General features: G+C 61.7%; 15 protein-coding genes. 3 read left to right on the top strand and 12 right to left on the bottom strand.

Features of this window, described 5'->3' with window-relative positions:
* Window positions 1-135 precede the first annotated feature (135 nt).
* Window positions 136-1,167 carry an NAD(P)-dependent alcohol dehydrogenase gene (locus EI969_RS11345; RefSeq protein ID WP_160387877.1) on the bottom strand — a complete coding sequence of 344 codons (1,032 nt, stop codon included), beginning with the start codon at window positions 1,165-1,167 and terminating at the stop codon, window positions 136-138.
* 199 nt (window positions 1,168-1,366) lie between these two features.
* Between EI969_RS11345 and EI969_RS11340 the strand changes: the two genes are divergently transcribed.
* On the top strand, window positions 1,367-1,567 hold the full coding sequence (locus tag EI969_RS11340; RefSeq protein WP_008001923.1) for a YbdD/YjiX family protein: 201 nt from the start codon (window positions 1,367-1,369) through the stop codon (window positions 1,565-1,567).
* Between the two features lie 13 nt (window positions 1,568-1,580).
* Here EI969_RS11340 and EI969_RS11335 read toward each other — a convergent pair whose 3' ends face one another.
* The 8 genes from EI969_RS11335 to EI969_RS11300 all read right to left on the bottom strand — a co-directional run bounded on the left by EI969_RS11335 (window position 1,581) and on the right by EI969_RS11300 (window position 9,350).
* Window positions 1,581-2,348 (bottom strand): metallophosphoesterase, encoded by a 768-nt coding sequence (locus tag EI969_RS11335; protein ID WP_160387876.1) that lies wholly within the window; start codon window positions 2,346-2,348, stop codon window positions 1,581-1,583.
* 313 nt (window positions 2,349-2,661) lie between these two features.
* Window positions 2,662-4,134 carry an aldehyde dehydrogenase family protein gene (locus EI969_RS11330; protein ID WP_160387875.1) on the bottom strand — a complete coding sequence of 491 codons (1,473 nt, stop codon included), beginning with the start codon at window positions 4,132-4,134 and terminating at the stop codon, window positions 2,662-2,664.
* Window positions 4,127-4,954 (bottom strand): ABC transporter permease, encoded by an 828-nt coding sequence (locus EI969_RS11325; RefSeq protein ID WP_110659223.1) that lies wholly within the window; start codon window positions 4,952-4,954, stop codon window positions 4,127-4,129. The genes EI969_RS11330 and EI969_RS11325 overlap by 8 nt, the downstream gene beginning before the upstream one ends.
* A gap of 1 nt (window position 4,955) precedes the next feature.
* On the bottom strand, window positions 4,956-5,873 hold the full coding sequence (locus EI969_RS11320; RefSeq protein ID WP_160387874.1) for an ABC transporter permease: 918 nt from the start codon (window positions 5,871-5,873) through the stop codon (window positions 4,956-4,958).
* 31 nt (window positions 5,874-5,904) lie between these two features.
* Window positions 5,905-7,047 (bottom strand): PotD/PotF family extracellular solute-binding protein, encoded by a 1,143-nt coding sequence (locus tag EI969_RS11315; protein WP_160387873.1) that lies wholly within the window; start codon window positions 7,045-7,047, stop codon window positions 5,905-5,907.
* Window positions 7,048-7,086: 39 nt separating this feature from the next.
* Window positions 7,087-8,202 carry an ABC transporter ATP-binding protein gene (locus EI969_RS11310; protein ID WP_160387872.1) on the bottom strand — a complete coding sequence of 372 codons (1,116 nt, stop codon included), beginning with the start codon at window positions 8,200-8,202 and terminating at the stop codon, window positions 7,087-7,089.
* Window positions 8,203-8,388: 186 nt separating this feature from the next.
* Window positions 8,389-8,877, bottom strand: coding sequence for an RES family NAD+ phosphorylase (locus EI969_RS11305; RefSeq protein WP_160387871.1), 489 nt, complete (start codon window positions 8,875-8,877; stop codon window positions 8,389-8,391).
* Window positions 8,874-9,350: an antitoxin Xre/MbcA/ParS toxin-binding domain-containing protein gene (locus tag EI969_RS11300; RefSeq protein ID WP_103393764.1), complete on the bottom strand. Its 477-nt coding sequence runs from the start codon at window positions 9,348-9,350 to the stop codon at window positions 8,874-8,876. Before EI969_RS11300 ends, EI969_RS11305 begins: the two co-directional genes overlap by 4 nt.
* Window positions 9,351-9,970: 620 nt before the next feature.
* On the opposite strand from EI969_RS11300, the gene EI969_RS11295 reads away from it, so the two are divergent.
* Complete coding sequence (locus EI969_RS11295; RefSeq protein WP_160387870.1) at window positions 9,971-10,285, top strand: DUF6124 family protein; 315 nt, start codon at window positions 9,971-9,973, stop codon at window positions 10,283-10,285.
* 138 nt (window positions 10,286-10,423) lie between these two features.
* Here EI969_RS11295 and EI969_RS11290 read toward each other — a convergent pair whose 3' ends face one another.
* The gene (locus EI969_RS11290; RefSeq protein WP_160387869.1) at window positions 10,424-11,248 is read right to left on the bottom strand and encodes a response regulator transcription factor; all 825 of its coding nucleotides are present in this window, start codon (window positions 11,246-11,248) and stop codon (window positions 10,424-10,426) included.
* Between the two features lie 171 nt (window positions 11,249-11,419).
* Window positions 11,420-12,640, bottom strand: coding sequence for an MFS transporter (locus EI969_RS11285; protein WP_160387868.1), 1,221 nt, complete (start codon window positions 12,638-12,640; stop codon window positions 11,420-11,422).
* Window positions 12,641-12,763: 123 nt separating this feature from the next.
* Here EI969_RS11285 and EI969_RS11280 point away from each other — a divergent pair, with 123 nt between their 5' ends.
* Complete coding sequence (locus EI969_RS11280; RefSeq protein WP_160387867.1) at window positions 12,764-13,537, top strand: helix-turn-helix domain-containing protein; 774 nt, start codon at window positions 12,764-12,766, stop codon at window positions 13,535-13,537.
* Window positions 13,538-13,570: 33 nt separating this feature from the next.
* On the opposite strand, the gene phnX is transcribed toward EI969_RS11280, so the two are convergent.
* Entirely contained in the window at window positions 13,571-14,398 is an 828-nt protein-coding gene (gene phnX / locus EI969_RS11275) for a phosphonoacetaldehyde hydrolase (RefSeq protein WP_007980567.1), read from the bottom strand.
* Window positions 14,399-14,404 lie beyond the last annotated feature (6 nt).

Here is a 14,404-nt window from a genome sequence, read left to right as displayed (position 1 = left end):
CCGCGTTTATCCAGGTTGCACGCGTTATCGTTAACGTCCATCGCGAGCAGGCTCGCTCCTACAAGGGACCGTGCAATACCTGTAGGAGCCGGCTTGCTGGCGATGGATTCAAATGCGCCGCCGCATCGTCACCTGTCACTGACTGGCATCCAGCACCACTCGGTAGCGCGCCTTGCCGCTGCGCAAGTGATCGACGGCTTCGTTGATCCGGCTCATGGGAAACATCTCGACCTGCGGCAGGATCTGATGGCGGGCGCAGAATTCCAGCATCATCGCCGTGTTGGCCGGTGAGCCGACCGGTGAGGCGGACATGACCTTTTGCTGGGGGATCAGGTTGAACACGTGCACCGGTATGGCGTCGGGCACGATGCCGACAAAGTGCAGGCGCCCCTTGCCGCGCAGGGTGGCGAGCATGGCGGTCCAGTCGAGGTTGGCGTTGGCGGTGATCAGCAGGAAATCCAGGGTACCGGCAATCGCCTTGAGCGCATCACTGTCGGTCGAGGCGACCACTTTGTGCGCACCCAGGCGCCTGGCTTCGTCCTGCTTGCTCAGCGATGAGGTAAACGCCGTGACGTCGCAGCCCCAGGCATTGAGGAAGCGCAGCGCCAGGTGACCGAGGCCGCCGATGCCCACCACGCCGACCCGGTCGGTGGGCTTGATGCCGAATTCCACCAGCGGGTTGAACACGGTCGAGCCGGCACAGAACAACGGCCCGGCCATCGCCGGGTCGAGTCCGGCCGGAATCGGCAGGGCCCAGGCCCAGTGAGAGCGGATGCGGTCGGCAAAGCCGCCGTTGCTGCCGATGATGGTCGGTTGCACCGTGCTGCACAGGTTATGCGAACCTTCGATGCACGACGTGCAATGCATGCAACTGTCCTTGTACCAACCGATGCCCACCCGTTGCCCGATTTCCAGACCGCGCACCTGGGCACCTGCGCGCACGATACGGCCGACCACTTCGTGGCCGGGGATGAACGGGTACTGGCTGATGCCCCAATCGTTGTCGATCAGCGACTGGTCGGAGTGGCAGACGCCGCAATATTCCACGGCGACTTCCACTTCATCGTTGCCCAGCGGACCGGGATCGTAGCTGTAGGGTTCCAGTGGCGCGCCGGCTGCCGTGGCGGCCCAGCCGGTAAATGTAGTGAGTTCGCTGCTGTCGCTCATGGGATACCTCCAGATCAGAAGTCAGGGGTCATGGCCGCTCGGGTGCCGCGGCGGAGCGAGGAAAGTGTAGCGGGTTGCCGGCGTTGCATCGGGCGCGAGCCTGGCTACTTGAACATACAAAGGCGCCGGATCCGGACACATTGCAGATACATGGGCGCGGTTTCATGGGCCAGGTCCCACGCGCACAGAGAGATCCGCCATGTTCCGTAAATTGCAGCAGTTCGTCAGATTGTTCAGCCAGAGCGCCCGATTGATGGTCGGCGTTCCCGAGTACGACAACTACGTGGCACAGATGGCCCGAAACCGTCCGGGCGAGCCTGTCATGAGCTATGAGATGTTTTTCCGCGAGCGCCAGGAGGCGCGTTTTGGCCGGGGCAAGTGCAATACGCGGTGCTGTTGACCCGAGAGTTACCTCAGAAATCCAGATCGATGACGAAGGACTCATCGAAATCAGGATTTTCATTGATGCCATTCTTGGCATATCCCCGGGGGTTGCAGATCACACGGGTGTTGCCCACCCGATAATCGAAACTGCCATGAGTATGGCCGTGCAGCCACAGCGCCGGCTGCCAGTCCTTGATCCGCGCTTCGAGGTCCGAGACGAAGCTTGAGTTGATCGGCGAACCGGAAAAGGTCGGGCTGATACTCGACCGTGTCGGGGCGAAGTGAGAGACCACCACCGTGGGCGTGCTGCTGTCGCGGGTGAAGCAGTCTTCCAGCCAGACGATCGTCTGCAGAAAAATCATCTGGGAAATGGCCGGGGTGAACAGGTCGGGAAAATCCGGGGCGATCTTGATGTGGCTGAAGTCACGGATCAGTTGGGTCGCCAGATCGATGCCCAGCGTCCGATCCTCCGGGTTGTCGAGCAGGCGATAGTCGGACCACAAGGTGCAGCCGAGGAAACGCACGCCATCGTGGGTGTATTCCGAACGTTCCAGAACGTGGATCCGGGTGCCTTGCGCCAGGCTGTTCAACTGTTCGTAGGTGGAGACCAGGTCACTGCCATAGAACTCGTGATTGCCCGCCACGTACAACAGCGGAACCGGGCAGGCTCTGGCCCACTCGATGGCCTTGGCCGGCCGGGCGATGTCCCCGGCGAGCACGACGATATCGGCCTCCACGGCGGGAAAAGGGATCGCGTTGACGGACAGGTGCATGTCGGACAGCAAGGCGATGCGCATTGATCAACTCCGGCGTGTCTTGAAGGGCAGGCCGTTCAAACTACCGGTTGTGAGCCCATTGCCACAAGCCTGCCACCGGACCTGTAGGAGCCGGCTTGCCGGCGAATGCGGTGGGTCAGGCGCCATTTATTTTGGATGTGATGGCCTCATCGCTGGCAAGCCAGCTCCCACAGGGATCTTCATCGCACGCAGAAATTGATTCCGGCCTCTCTCACAGTGGATCTTCAGTGAACATAGAGTTTGTGTCAGATGCCGATTACTGTAGGAGCCGGCTTGCTGGCGATGCAGGCACCACGGTCTGCCAGACAGGCCTTTACTTCAAGTACCACCCCCAAGGCTGGTCACTGACGTACTCGGTCACCTGCTTGACCTCAAGATAATTGTGCAGCCCCCATTGCCCCAGCTCCCGGCCGATGCCGCTGTGTTTCATGCCACCCCAGGGCGCTTCGACGAAGGTCGGTTGCGAGCAGTTGACCCAGACGATCCCGGCGCGCAGCTGGTTGGCGACCCGGGCGGTGCGTTGCAGGTCGGCGCTCATCACGGCGGCGGCCAGGCCGAAGCGGCTGGCGTTGGCCATTTGCACCGCTTGTTCTTCGGTCTTGAAGCGCTTGATGCACAGCACCGGGCCGAAGACTTCCTCGCGCCACAGAATGCTGCTGTGGCCGGGCTCGTCGAAGATCGCCGGCTCGACGAAATAACCTTCGCGCAAGTGTGCTGGCCGCCGTCCGCCGGTGAGCAAGCGGGCACCGCTGGCCAGGCCCTGGTCAATGAAACCGAGCACCTTTTCGTACTGGCCCTGGCTGACCAGCGGGCCGAGCAGAACCCCGGGCTGCATACCCGGGCCGATGCTGATCTTGCGGGTTTCTTCCACCAGCCGTTCGATCAGGCGCGGGGCGATGGTTTCCTGCACCAGCAGGCGCGAGGTGGCGCTGCACACCTGGCCCTGGTTCCAGAAAATCCCGAACAGAATCCACTCCACAGCGGCGTCGACATCGGCGTCGTCGAACACGATGAACGCTGACTTGCCCCCCAGTTCCAGGCTGATGTTCTTGATGTCCCGCGCCGCCGCCGACATGATTTTCGCCCCGGTGGGCACGCTGCCGGTGAAGGCCAGTTTGTCCACTCCCGGATGCTCGGTGAGCGGGCTGCCGGCGTCGGCGCCGAGGCCGGTGATCAGGTTCAACACCCCGGCGGGCAAGCCGATACGGTCGGCGGCGGCGGCCAGTTCCAGGGCGGTCAGTGGCGTCAGTTCGGACGGTTTCAACACCACCGTGGCACCTGCGGCCAAGGCTGGGGCGACCTTCCACGCGGCCATCAGCAGCGGGTAGTTCCAGGGAATGATCTGCCCGGCCACGCCAATCGGTTCGTGGCGGATGCGGCAGCGAAAACGCGCGTCCGGCAAGGCCAGTGGCTGATCCTGCTGCTGGTCCAGATCACGGGCCAAACCGGCGTAGTAACGAAAGCAACCAATCGCATCGCCAATGTCCCACTGCGCTTCGGGCAAGGGCTTGCCGTTGTCGCGCACTTCCAGTTCCGCCAGCGCCTGCTGGCCACTTTCCAGTTCATCGGCGAGCGCCTCCAGCCACTGCGCGCGCTCGGCGCCGCTGGTCTGGCCCCAGCCATTGTCGAAGGCCCGCCGGGCCGCGCGCACGGCATGGTCGACGTCTTCTTCAGTGCCAGCCGCCACGCGGTGGAAGACCTGTTCGGTGGCCGGGTCGATCACGTCCAGATAGCCGCCAAGGTCCGGGCTGACCCATTCGCCGTTGATGTAGAGCTGATCACGCATGGTGCGACTCCTGGACGCCGGTACGGCGGTTTTGCAGATGGCGGGAAGTGAACAGCAGGGCCAGCGATACGCAGATGATCACCGTGGAAATCGCGTTGATCTCCGGCGTCACGCCACGGCGGATCGACGAAAAGATGTAGATCGGCAGCGTCGTTTCAGAACCTGCGACGAAAAACGCGATGATGAAATCGTCGAAGCTGAAGGTGAACGCCAGCAGGAACCCGGCCATGATCGCCGGGCTGATCTGCGGCAGGGTCACCCGCCAGAAGGTGTCCATCGGTGGCGCGTAGAGGTCCGCCGAGGCTTCCAGCAAGGCCTTGTCCAGCGAGTCGACGCGGCTGCGCACGATCACCATCACCAGCGCCATGGTGAACAACGAGTGCGCGGCGATCACGGTGAAGAAGCCCATGTTCAACTTCGGCACCGTCGGCAACCAGCTCGCCAGCAGCGGGTTGATCAGGTCGAACAGGCTGATGAAGGCGATCAGTGTCGAGATGCCGATGACGATGCCCGGCACGATGATCGCGCAGTAGGTCAGCGCATCGAACAGCATGCGCACCTTGCTGCCGCAGCGCTGCAAGCCGAACACCGCGAGGGTGCCGAACAGCGTGGCAATCACCGCCGAACTGAAAGCAATCAGCGCACTGTTGCCCAGGGCTTCCATGATGAACGGGTTGCCGAACGCGGTGCCGAACCATTGCACCGAGCAGCACTGGAACGCCAGGCCACTGCGCCCGGCGTTGAAGCTGAACAGCACGATCAAGGCAATCGGCGCGTAGAGAAACAGGTACAGCGAAGTCGAATAGCTGCGCAACCACATGTCACAGGCCTCCGTCGGCAGGGCGGCCGCCGTAGCGCGCCACCAGTTTCAAATACACGCCGATAATCAGCAGCATCATCGCCACCAGCGTCATGGCCAGCGCACTGCCGAACGGCCAGTTGCGCGATTGCAGGAACAGGTCGACCAGCGCGTTACCGACAAAAAACACCTTGCCGCCGCCGAGAATGGCCGGGATCAGGAACTCGCCCATCAGCAGGATGAACACCAGCATCACCCCGGTGATGATCCCCGGCGCGGACAGCGGCAGGGTGATCCGGCGGAAGCTTTCGAAGGCACTGGCACCCAGGTCCGCCGAAGCTTCGAGCAGGCGCTTGTCGAGTTTTTCCAGGCTGACGTAGATCGGGAACACCATCAGCGGCAGGTAGCCGTAGACGATGCCGATCAGCACCGCCCACGGCGTGTTGATCAACCGCACATCCTCAAGGCCCAGACTGGCCAGCAGCGCCGGAATGCCTTTGCCGCTGAGGATGAAAATCCACGCATAGGTGCGGATCAGGAAACTGGTCCAGAACGGCACGATCACCAGGGTCAGCAACAGCGAGCGGTTCCTCGTGACCTTGACCGCAAGAAAGTACGCCAGCGGATACGCCGCCACCAGGCACACCAGGGTGCCCAGCGGCGCCAGCATCAGCGTGTTGCTGAATGCCGCGCCACGCGAACCGAGGTTCAGGTAGTTGGCCAACGTGAAGCCACCGGCGTAACCGCCCACGGCGCTGCGCTCGCCGAAACTGAAGACCATGATGATCACCAGCGGCATTAACAACAGCAGCAGGAACCACAGGGTCGAAGGCAAGAGCATCAGCAGGGTGATGCGTCGGCCGAGGCTGCGCCGCTGGCGAACCTCGACCGCCAGGGCATGGCCCGGCTGCACCGTTTGCGGGTGGGCGGCGGCATTCATGGGTGACTCCTCATTGGCCATGGTCAGGCGATCAGGCGGACTTGAAACGCGCCATCAGTTCGGCGCGCGCGGGGCTGGTCAGCGTCGCGGCGGCCCCGAACTCCAGCGGGCTCAGGGCCTCGGCGGCGGGGTACATGATCGGGTCGTCGAGCATCGCCACCGGCAGCAGCGCGTCGACACGCTTGTCGCCGCTCGGGTAGCCATGGCTCAACACTTCCAGCTTGTTGTGCTGCGGGTCGAGCAGGTAGTTGATGAAGGCGTAGGCGGCGTCCTTGTGCTCCGAGCTTTTCGGAATCGCGAAAAAGTCGCTCCACAGCTCGCCACCTTCCTTGCCCAGCTCGAACTGCATTTGCGCGTTGTCACGGTGCAGTTGCGAGGCGTCGCCGGTCCACGACATCGCCAGCCAGGCATCGCCGCTGCGCATCGACGGCTGGATGTCGGAGTTGATCGCGAACAGGTGCGGCTTGACCTCGATCAGCAGTTTTTCCGCGTCGGCCAATTCTTTCGGGTCCAGGGAGTTGAAGCTGTAGCCGAAGCTTTTCAGGGCGTTGCCGATGGCGGTCAACTGGTAGTCGTGGACCATCGTCCGGCCGCTGGCCGGGCCTTGGGCGGCGGCCCAGAATTCCTTCCAGCTGGTCGGGCCGTTTTTCAGTTTGCCGCTGTCGTAGAGCATGCCGGTGGTGCCCCAGTTTTTCGGCACCGCGTAGACCTTGCCGTCCACCGTGCCCTGGGCCATGAACTTCTGCTGGAACGCCGAGTCGTCGAAGTTGGGAATACGCGACAGGTCCAGCGGCTCGATCAGGCCCAGGCCGACGTAGGTGCTGATGGTGTAGTTGGTTGGCACCAGCACGTCCCAGCCACTGCCGCCGGCCTGCAATTTGGCGAGCATTTCTTCATTGGAACCGAACACGCTCATCGACACCCGGGCGCCGGTGGACTTGCCGAAGGCGTCGAGGTTTTCCTGGCTGTGGTAGTTCGGCCAGGTCGCCAGCGACAGACGATCACCCAGCTTGGTCTGCTCGGCAGCCTCGGCGCTGGAGGTCAGCAGGCCGGGCATGTTTGTCGCGACCACGGCGGCGGCGATCCCAAGGCCGGTGCGACCAAGGAACTCGCGGCGACTGATCGAGCCGTTCTGCCAGCTGCGCAGGGTTTTTATAAAAGTCTTCTGGTCCATAGCACGCTCCACATCCGGTTGATGAAACGAATCAATGATTTACAACGCCATGGCCAGGCCATTGGCGTGATCCCAGCCGACGCGCACTGGCGCGCCGTGTTCGAATGCATTGGCGCCGTGATCCTGCTGGCGCGGCACCCGCACGCAGACCACGCCGAAGGCCTGGGTGCGCACGCGGTACTCGGTGGAATTGCCCAGGTAGATGCGGTCTTCGACGCAGCCCGGCAGCTTCACTTCGCGGCTCAACTCGGCGTTGGCGCCGGCGATGCTGATCAGCTCCGGGCGTACCGCGATGCAACCGGCGGCGTTGGCGCTCAGGCCCTTGCCGGTGGGGGTGAGCGGGCTGGTCAGCTCCAGCCCCTGCTCGGTACGCAGCACCACCGAGTTGCCGTTGAGCTGGCGCACGGTGCCGTCGAACAGGTTGGACTCGCCGATGAAGTCAGCGACGTAGCGACTGGCCGGAGCTTCGTAGAGTTGTTCCGGAGTGGCGGTCTGGATGATCGACCCGTTGTGCATCACGCTGATGCTGTCGCTCATCGACAGGGCTTCTTCCTGGTCGTGGGTGACCAGCACGAAGGTGATGCCGACCTCGCGTTGCAAACGCAGCAATTCCGATTGCATTTCCTTGCGCAGCTTGCGGTCCAGCGCGGCCAACGGCTCGTCGAGCAGCAACACCGTCGGCTTGTTGACCAGGGCGCGGGCGAGGGCGACACGCTGTTGCTGGCCGCCGGAAAGCTCGCTCGGCTTGCGCTGGCCGAAGCCGCTCAGGCGCACCATCTCCAGCGCCTCATCAGCCATGCGCAGTTGCTGTTTCTTGTCCGGGCGAGGGGTGCGATAGCGCAGGCCATAGGCAATGTTCTGCGCCACGGTCAAATGCGGGAACAACGCGTAATGCTGGAACACCATGTTCACCGGCCGCTCGAACGCCGGCACGCCGGCCACGTTTTTACCGGCCAGACGCACCTCGCCGCTGGTGGGCTGTTCGAAGCCGGCGATCATGCGCAGGGTGGTGGTCTTGCCACAGCCCGAACCACCGAGAAAGGAATGAAACGAGCCACGCCGCACCGCAAAATCCAGACCACTGACGGCCTGCACCTCGCCATAGCGTTTGACCACATTGCAGAATTCGATATCGCTTGGCGGGGTGTTGTTCACGAGTCGGGCTCCCTTGCAGTGATGAATCAGTGCGTCGGGGGCCAAACTAGCAATGGGGGTTTTGCGGTGTATATATCCCTTGGGGGATAGGAGGGGAATGGTTCAAACGTTCGGTAGGCGGTGAGGTGTAGAGATCACACGCGAATGCTGCATTTTAGTACTGGTAGGCCAAGTCGACATTCGAGTTCATTTCAGCAAACGGGTATCCAGTCCAAAACGCTCCTGCGAAACAAGCTTGAATTGATCCGCGGCCAAATCACAGCTAACCAGCAGGTTCCAGGAGTGGCGCGTAACTGCAGACGGAATAAGCACGAATGGATGTTGCGCCAGTAGCTCATCAGCAAAATGCTGTTGATTGGGCGAGAGTTCAGATGGAATGAGCCAGTTGGGGTTCGGCACGTCTTCGGGCTGAACAACCTTGATGACATTCGAATCCAGAACTTCGAAACACGTCAGCACATAAGGCACCCTGTCGAGAGTATCGAAGCCTGCGTGGGTGGCGACCTCTAAAATCGCCGTAGCCGGGTCGGCCGAAGCGTAAATGACCCGGCGGCCAGGAGGATTCCATCGGCCGCCGGATTGTTGCGCACCAATGCCGCTATCCCATGTGTCCTTGAAAACCGCACGGTCCAGACGCCAAGCGTGCCACTTCCCATCCCAAGGCAAAGGATTCATTGATAAACCCCGTGTTCAATGCGGGTCAGGTAGTCCTCTACCACCTGGAAACCCAGCGAGTTGTCGATCAGTTCCAGCGGAATATGACCCTCCAGGTACTTGCAGGGTTTCTTCAGCCAGTCCTCAGCCAACTGCTGATCGCCAAACACATTGATGGCGTGTTCGAGTACCTGTGCGTACTGAAAGGCGACAGTGCTTTGCTGCTGGTTCAGCCGAACCGGCTGGGTCTCCTTTGCCAGGCGCTGCACCGTCCTCAGGGATTTCCCGGTAATGCGCTGAACAAGGTCGTGCTCCATGTACAGGCCGGATATGGAAATCATGTCCCTGACGTCACTCAGGTCAAAGCCTTCTTGCGTGTATCGGATGATCAACATGCGTGTATCGCCACTACGGCCATGTAGCAGCACTTCAGTAGGCTTGCGTGTGACACGCTTTGTCTCTGTCCCTACGACTTCATTTTTGACGGCGGGCATACCGTTTACCTCTATGCGACATTTGACGCGATCATAGCGCCAAATGTCGCCAATCGGGTAATTGCCTTTCTCGACCCTTGTCTCGCGCATGTAATCGTTTCACCCTGAATGCCTGAAAGAACGCCCGCATCAGGCGAGAAATTGCTATCCCTGATCAGCGCGGCCAAGTTAAACCTCAAGCTTCCGGCCGCCAACCTTAAAAATACGTCAGATATTTCCTCTGCGGTCCTAGGAATTTCAACGTGGGCAAGCCACGTAAATTCAAGGCTGAGACACGTATGTTTAATCGCTGTCAGCGTTACTTCCCGCAAGCTACACCAGCTTGCGTCGTTGCCTACAGGTACGCCAGAATCCGCCGGCTTGTGCGCCTTGGGGCTGGGTTTTATCGTTTGCCGGTTGCTGGAAAACTTCAGTGATCGGGTTTGGTAGCCCGGTGTAACAAGGTGCAATGCGTCACTGTCAGCAGCGTTTTTCTGCTCTGCTTTATGGTGGCCATGCACAGGGCGCCTTCGGGCGCGCCGGTCTCCTTGTACCCGGTCTACCAACCTGCGTATGGCCACCACCCAACGTTTGGTAGCGTGAGAGTGATGGCTCCTTTTGACGGTACAAGGAGTTTCGCTATGTTCAAAGTCACACCCAATCCGCCGGACTCCGATCCGGCATCCCCGTACGAAAGCCTCGATCTCAACCCTGGCCCCCACATCATGGCGACGCCCCGCAAGCCGGGCACGATGTTCATCGTCAATCCCGACCTCAATCTCGAAACCTTGCTGGTGCACGCCTGCGAATCGCTGGCCTCGGCCAATGTCATGGCGACCGATCTGGTGGATCATTTGGAAGGGTCGAGTCGCAACGCGCTGCTGGGCATCGCGCAGGTGATCATGCTGGGGGAGTTGGCAGTGAATCGGGCGCTGGATCAGCTTGATCCGCCCTGAACACAATCTTCAGAACACCGATAGACCTGTGGGAGCGGGCTTGCCCGCGATGGCGGTATGTCAGACACATCAATGTTGAATGTGCTGCCGCTATCGCGGGCAAGCCCGCTCCCACAGGATTTTGCTTACCGACAGGAATCAGGCCTGCAGCTTGAGCCCCGGCACCTGCAACGGATCCTCCGTCAACTCCCGAATAAACAACCCCAGCAACTCCGACTGGCTGCCAATCCCCAACTTCGCATAAATATTCTTGCGGTGAATCTTCACCGTCCCCGGGCTGATGTTCAGCTGTTCGGCCACCGAGGCGCTGGAGTGGCCGCGCAGCAACAGTTGCACGATCTCCTGCTCACGCCCGGTGAGGATGTGCGCGCCGAAGTGGTCGAAGGCTTCGCGGATCTTGAAGTCCAGGTCCTGCGCCGGTCGCGGTTGCTGAGCCTGACGCAAGCGCCAGGCCTCATTGATGACCTGCTCGACCACTGCTTGAGCACACTCGACCAATTGCATTTCATCCCGACTGAACGCACAGCTGGCGCTCGAGCGCATCAACGACAACACCGCCGTGGCACCACCGCCGAGGTCGACGAAGAACGCCACTTCCTCGGCGAGGCCGGTCTGCTGGTAATAGGTCAGGAAGTACTCGCCGAGGTAGAAGTGGTCGGGGGCGAACTGGCGCAGTCGCCACAACCCCGGCGCCTGCCCGCGGGTGCAGGCCAGGTAGAACGGGTCGAGCAGGTAGGGCCCGCACTGATAGTCGTCGACATACACCGCGCGCTTGTCCGCCGAGAAGGTATCGAACATCGCCAGTGGTCGGTGATTGCCTTCGTAGACAAACAACACGAAATGATCGACCGGGCAGATTTGCCGGAGCCAGTGGCTCAACCCCGACAGCCGCGCATGCCCGGCAGGCAGGTCGAGCAGGTGGGCGACTCCGGTGGTCCAGAGTTTCAGTTCCTTGGGGCGCATGGCGACTACAGGCAGAAGAGGATGGCCTTGGGATGCACAAAGTACGCCATGGCGATTTTGCCCGTGTGGAGCGGGGCAGGTGGCGGTGCGCCGTGGAAAAGACGCACCGCAACAGGGCCGGGTGTTACCGAGTGCTACAGGGCGGGTAGCAAAAATGATCGGCTGAATCCTTCAGCGAGCACTCCGGGTCGAAGGCAACAGGATCGTCAAAACTCCCAGCAACGGCAGGTACGAACACAACGTGTACACGTACTCGATGCCATGAATATCCGCCAGGTGCCCCAGCAGCGCCGCACCGATCCCGCCGAAACCAAACATCAGGCCGAAGAATACTCCGGCTATCATGCCGACGTTGCCGGGCACCAGTTCCTGGGCGAAGACCACGATGGCCGAGAACGCCGAGGCGAGGATGAAACCGATGATCATGCTCAGCACGCCCGTCCAGAACAGGTCGACGTAGGGCAGGGCGAGGGTGAAGGGCGCAGCGCCGAGGATGGAAAACCAGATCACTTGCTTGCGGCCGATCCGGTCGCCGATCGGGCCACCAAAGAAGGTGCCTGCCGCGACGGCTCCGAGAAACAGGAACAGGTACAGCTGCGAGCTGGCCACCGACAGGTCGAATTTCTCGATCAGGTAGAAGGTGAAGTAGCTGGTGAAACTGGCCATGTAGAAGTACTTGGAGAACACCAGCAACGCCAGCACCACCAGGGCGAAGGTCACTCGCCGCTTGGACAGGCCGTGGGTGGCCTTGCTGCCTTGCTTGAGCTTGAACAGGTTCAGGTGATTGCGGTACCAGCGGCTCAGGCCGTATTGCACGAGGATGGCGAACACCGCGAACAGGCCGAACCAGGCCACGTTGCCCTGGCCGTAGGGAATGATGATCGCGGCGGCCAGCAAGGGGCCGAAGGCGCTGCCGGCATTGCCACCGACCTGAAAGGTCGACTGCGCCAGGCCATAGCGACCGCCCGAGGCCAGGCGCGCCACCCGCGAGGTCTCCGGGTGGAAGGTCGACGAACCGACGCCCACCAGCGCCGAGGCCACGAGAATCGCCGGGAAGCTGCCGACCATCGACAGCATCAGAATGCCGATCAGGGTGCAGACCATGCCGGCCGGCAACAGCCACGGTTTGGGATGACGGTCGGTGTAGAAACCGATCCAGGGTTGCAGCAGCGAAGCGGTGAGCTGGAAGGTCAGGGTGATCAGGCCGACCTGGGTGAAGCTCAGGCCATAGGTGGTCTTGAGCATCGGGTAGATCGACGGCAGCACGGCCTGGATCAGGTCGTTGATCAGGTGCGCCAGGGCGCAGGCGCCGATGACGCGCATGACCAGCGGGCTGGCCTGGCTTGCAACCGAGGCGGTGGGTGAGGGGGAGCTGAGGGTGGTGGTCGACATGGGCGTTCTTCCGGATAAACGCGAACTGCGAAGCAGTCAATTTCAGGGTTCGGCGTTATCCTAGGGGCCTTGAAATCGCCCGTCTCGCGCAGATCGGGCATCGACCATCGCAAAAAGGGCGTCATGATCAAACCACTGGATAAATTTCTCGCGGACATCGACCAGGGCGACTGGGACGTTCGCAGCAGCGCGACCGATTACCCGGAAAACTGGTTTATCCAGCCGCACTCCCACGAGAAGCATCAACTGATCTATGCCATCGAAGGGGTGATGGTGGTGCATGCCGCGAGCAGCCAATGGACCGTACCGCCGAGCCGTGGCATCTGGATGCCGAGTGGGCAAGTGCACTCGATTCGCTGCGTGGGGCCGATCAAGATGCGCAGTGTGTTCGTGCACCCTGACGCGAGCATCGGACTGCCCGCCGAACCTCGGGCCGTGAGCGTTTCTGCACTCCTGAGTGAGCTGATCAAAGTCTCGGTTGATTTCGACTTCGGCGAACAACCGAACTCACGGGAGGCCCGGGTGCTGCGGCTGATCCTGGATGAGCTGACGATCCTGCCGACCTTGCCGTTGAACCTGCCGCAGCCCGCCGATCCACGGATCAACCTGATCTGTAGCGCGTTGCAGCGTGATCCCGGGGATGGCTCGACCCTGGCGGACTGGAGCGATCGGCTGAGCCTGGACGCCAAAACCATCCAGCGTCGTTTCCGCAAGGAAACCGGCATGACCTTCGGCCAATGGCGCCAGCAAGCGCGACTGCTGTTGGCGCTGGAACGCATCGCCGTGGGGGAGAAGATCATCGACATCGCCGGGGAGCTGGGCTACGACAGCCCGAGCGCGTTCACCACCATGTTCAAGAAGCAGTTCGGCAAGACGCCGAGCGATTTTTTCAAGTGATGGCGGCCGCCCGCGGGACGGCCGCTTGACGGCTCAGGAACCTTGCGGTGTTTCACCCCGCGCCAGGCGGGCATTGATGTCTTCGATGACCGCCGGCAGATCGACGATGGTGTCGATCAGGTAGTGCGGGCGGGAGCCCTCGAACATCTTGACGATGCGCGCCCGCTCGCTGTCCAGCCTGTCAGAGGGCAGGGCCTTGTATTGCTCGTAGGTCAAGCCCAACGCATTGCCGGAGCAGGTCAGCGCCACTGTCCACATCCCGGCGGCGCGGCCTTCTAGAATGCCGGGCCAGGTGTCGTCGACCTTGACGCAGGCGGCGACGTCGCTGATGCCCAGGGCAATCACGTTAGCCAAGGCCTGGGCCGGGTAGGGGCGGCCGTTGGGCACTTCATCGGTGGCGACCACATGGTCGGCGACATAGCCATTGTGCCGCGCCAGCTCGACCACTTTTTCCATGACCACCGCCGGGTAACCGGAGCAGGAGCCGATCTTCAGGCCCTTGTCGCGCAAGGCGTCGATGGTGTTCAGCGCGCCCGGAATCAGCGCCGAGTGCAGGGCGATTTTCTCGATCTGCAGGGGCATGAAGCGCTCGTAGAGGGCGGTGACATCGTCGTCGGTCGGCAGTCGATCGAACACTGCCCGATAGCGTTCGGCGATCTGCGGTTGGTTGCACAGGGTGCGGATGTGATCCCACTTGCCCATGCCCATCGGGCCCCGCGCTTCTTCCAGCGAAACGGCGACGCCGAACTCGGCAAACGCCTCGACGAAAATCTGCGTGGGGGCGAAGGAACCGAAGTCGACGACGGTGCCGGCCCAGTCCAGGACCACGGCTTGCAGTTGGGTCGGTTGTTGGTAGTTCATGGTGGT

It is taken from the genome of Pseudomonas sp. PB101 (assembly GCF_009764265.1).
Lineage (GTDB): Bacteria > Pseudomonadota > Gammaproteobacteria > Pseudomonadales > Pseudomonadaceae > Aquipseudomonas.
Note: the sequence above shows the minus strand (reverse complement) of the source record. Positions and strands in the feature narration are given on the sequence as shown.

Bases quoted from the DNA above. Each gene is read 5' to 3' on its own strand.
- EI969_RS11345 (WP_160387877.1), bottom strand. From the start codon at position 1,167: ATGAGCGACAGCAGCGAACTCACTACATTTACCGGCTGGGCCGCCACG.
- EI969_RS11340 (WP_008001923.1), top strand. From the start codon at position 1,367: ATGTTCCGTAAATTGCAGCAGTTCGTCAGATTGTTCAGCCAGAGCGCC.
- EI969_RS11335 (WP_160387876.1), bottom strand. From the start codon at position 2,348: ATGCGCATCGCCTTGCTGTCCGACATGCACCTGTCCGTCAACGCGATC.
- EI969_RS11330 (WP_160387875.1), bottom strand. From the start codon at position 4,134: ATGCGTGATCAGCTCTACATCAACGGCGAATGGGTCAGCCCGGACCTT.
- EI969_RS11325 (WP_110659223.1), bottom strand. From the start codon at position 4,954: ATGTGGTTGCGCAGCTATTCGACTTCGCTGTACCTGTTTCTCTACGCG.
- EI969_RS11320 (WP_160387874.1), bottom strand. From the start codon at position 5,873: ATGAATGCCGCCGCCCACCCGCAAACGGTGCAGCCGGGCCATGCCCTG.
- EI969_RS11315 (WP_160387873.1), bottom strand. From the start codon at position 7,047: ATGGACCAGAAGACTTTTATAAAAACCCTGCGCAGCTGGCAGAACGGC.
- EI969_RS11305 (WP_160387871.1), bottom strand. From the start codon at position 8,877: ATGAATCCTTTGCCTTGGGATGGGAAGTGGCACGCTTGGCGTCTGGAC.
- EI969_RS11300 (WP_103393764.1), bottom strand. From the start codon at position 9,350: ATGCCCGCCGTCAAAAATGAAGTCGTAGGGACAGAGACAAAGCGTGTC.
- EI969_RS11295 (WP_160387870.1), top strand. From the start codon at position 9,971: ATGTTCAAAGTCACACCCAATCCGCCGGACTCCGATCCGGCATCCCCG.
- EI969_RS11290 (WP_160387869.1), bottom strand. From the start codon at position 11,248: ATGCGCCCCAAGGAACTGAAACTCTGGACCACCGGAGTCGCCCACCTG.
- EI969_RS11285 (WP_160387868.1), bottom strand. From the start codon at position 12,640: ATGTCGACCACCACCCTCAGCTCCCCCTCACCCACCGCCTCGGTTGCA.
- EI969_RS11280 (WP_160387867.1), top strand. From the start codon at position 12,764: ATGATCAAACCACTGGATAAATTTCTCGCGGACATCGACCAGGGCGAC.
- phnX (WP_007980567.1), bottom strand. From the start codon at position 14,398: ATGAACTACCAACAACCGACCCAACTGCAAGCCGTGGTCCTGGACTGG.